The sequence below is a fragment of the Chromobacterium sp. IRSSSOUMB001 genome (assembly GCF_023507765.1).
In the GTDB taxonomy this organism is placed as follows: domain Bacteria; phylum Pseudomonadota; class Gammaproteobacteria; order Burkholderiales; family Chromobacteriaceae; genus Chromobacterium; species Chromobacterium haemolyticum.
On the sequence record NZ_JALCYU010000058.1, the window covers coordinates 1 to 606 of the forward strand.

Genomic DNA, 606 nt, shown 5'->3' on the forward strand with positions numbered 1-606 from the left:
CCCGACCTTTGCAGCTGGTTCGAGCACGCCGCCCAGGCCTTCCCCGAGCGCGTCGCCGTCCAGGGCGAAACCTCCGCCCTGCGCTACCGTGAACTCGACGCCCGCGCCAATCAGCTCGCAAGGCAATTACTCCAGCTCGGCGTGCAGCCGGAACAACGCGTCGGCCTGTGCTGCCAGCGTCAGCCCGATCTCCTCGTCGCCATGCTCGCCATCCTCAAGGCCGGCGCCGCCTATGTCCCGCTGGACCCCGGCTATCCCGCCGAGCGCCTGGAGTTCCTCGTCCGCGACAGCGCCATCCATGTCGTCGTCGGCGACGCCGAGTCCGCCGAAGCCCTGCCCGCCGGCCTCGCCCTGCGCTGGCTGGATGTGGCCGTCTCCTCCGGCGACGCCGCGCCGCCGCCGCGCCGTCTGCATCCGCAGCAGGCCGCTTACGTCATCTATACCTCCGGTTCCACCGGCACCCCCAAGGGCTGCGTGGTCAGCCACCACAATGTGGTCCGATTGATCGCCGCCACCGCCGAGCGTTTCGCCTTCGGTCCCGACGATGTCTGGTCGCTGTTCCATTCCTACGCCTTCGATTTCTCGGTGTGGGAGATCTGGGGGCCT

At 69.1% G+C, this 606-nt stretch carries 1 protein-coding gene; it reads left to right on the forward strand.

Annotated features, from left to right (window positions below; translation table 11 throughout):
* Positions 1 to 606, forward strand: a 606-nt coding sequence (locus tag MOV80_RS23295) for an AMP-binding protein (protein WP_275975399.1), incomplete at both ends; no start/stop codon positions are given.